Raw genomic sequence first — 1,669 nt, 5'->3', positions numbered from 1 at the left:
TTTATGAGATAATCTTATTGGTCGAATATAAAAAAATGTGGTGATTATAATGAATTTAGACAACAATGCTCATTCAGTATTTTTGCTAAATTATCATTTAGTATTAGTCATAAAATATAGAAGAAAAGTTTTTGATGACAACATTTCTTCACGAGCTAAAGAAATATTTGAGTATATATCTCCTAAATATAATATAACTTTGCAAGAATGGAACCATGATGAAGATCATGTTCATATATTATTTAGAGCTCATCCTAAAAGTGAAATAAGTAAATTTATAAATGCTTATAAAAGTGCTAGTAGTAGACTTATAAAAAAAGAGTTTCCAAGTATTCGTAAAAAATTATGGAAAGAATATTTTTGGAGTCAAAGTTTTTGTTTGCTCACTACAGGCTGTGCGCCAATAAATATTCTTAAGAAATATATTGAAAGTCAGGGTATAAAAAATGATAAGAAAAGCTAAGTCAGATAGTTTATCTAAAAAAGCATACAAATTTAGAATATATCCTAGTGAAGAACAAAAGATTTTCTTTGCTAAAACATTTGGTTGTACTCGTTTTATTTATAATCAAATGCTTGCAGATAAAATATCTTATTATGAAAAAACGAAAGGAATGCTCCATAATACTCCTGCTCAATATAAAGAAAAATATCTTTGGCTTAAAGAAGTAGATAGTTTAGCATTAACTAATGCACAGAAAAATTTAGAGACTGCGTATGATAATTTTTTCAAAAATACTAAAATAGGATTTCCAAAATTCAAAGCCAAAAGAAAAACAAAAAAAGCATATACCACTAATAATGTAAATAATAATATAAAAATAGTGAATAATTATCTAAAAATACCTAAGATAAAATCACTAATTAAAATAAAAATACATCGTAATATTCCAGATAATTACAAATTAAAATCTGTAACAATAAGTCAATCCGCAAGTGGAAAGTATTTTGCAAGTATTCTTTTCGAATATGAAAACCAAGTAATCGAAAAGAAGTCAAAAACTTTTGTAGGATTAGATTTTTCCATGCACGAATTATATGTTGATTCAGAAGGAATATATGCAAATTATCCTAAATACTACAGACAAGAACAGCTAAAACTAGCAAGAGAACAAAGAAAATTTTCTAAAATGGAAAAAGGAAGTAAGAATAGAGAAAAACAACGAATAAAACTAGCGATAGTTCATGAAAAAGTAGCAAACCAAAGAAAAGATTTTCTACATAAATTATCCAAAAAACTTATAGAAAAATTTGATTGTGTTTGTATAGAAGACTTAAATATGAAGGCATTAAGTCAAGTATTAAATTTTGGAAAATCAGTAATGGATAATGGTTGGGGAATGTTTGTAAATTTTTTAGATTATAAGAGTAAAGAAGTAGGAAAGAAATTAGTAAAAGTAGGGAAATATTTTGCAAGTTCGCAAATTTGTAGTAATTGTGGATATAAAAATAAAGAAGTAAAAGATTTGTCTATAAGACAATGGAAATGCCCAAATTGTAAAGTAGTGCATGATAGAGACATAAATGCAGCGATAAATATAAGAAATGAAGGCATGAGAATAGTCTTAGGATAAAATAAAAAATAAAGAACCGTGGGATGCACGGGGATAGCTTGCTTATGCTTACAACAAAAGTTGTATCGAACAAGAAGCCCCCACTTCTAAGCGAT

General features: G+C 26.8%; 2 protein-coding genes. Both read left to right on the top strand.

Annotation, left to right across the window (positions count from 1 at the left end):
• Positions 1–49: 49 nt before the first annotated feature.
• The gene (gene tnpA, locus AC5LAX_RS03505) at positions 50–463 is read left to right on the top strand and encodes an IS200/IS605 family transposase (protein WP_288909553.1); all 414 of its coding nucleotides are present in this window, start codon (positions 50–52) and stop codon (positions 461–463) included.
• A complete protein-coding gene (locus tag AC5LAX_RS03500; RefSeq protein WP_117977084.1) occupies positions 447–1,574 on the top strand; it encodes an RNA-guided endonuclease TnpB family protein in 1,128 nt (375 codons plus the stop codon). Before tnpA ends, AC5LAX_RS03500 begins: the two co-directional genes overlap by 17 nt.
• Positions 1,575–1,669: the final 95 nt, after the last annotated feature.

The organism is Megamonas sp., from assembly GCF_986095205.1.
Note: the sequence above shows the minus strand (reverse complement) of the source record. Positions and strands in the feature narration are given on the sequence as shown.

Coding starts and splice junctions, on each gene's coding strand:
- tnpA (WP_288909553.1), top strand. CDS start 50: ATGAATTTAGACAACAATGCTCATTCAGTATTTTTGCTAAATTATCAT.
- AC5LAX_RS03500 (WP_117977084.1), top strand. CDS start 447: ATGATAAGAAAAGCTAAGTCAGATAGTTTATCTAAAAAAGCATACAAA.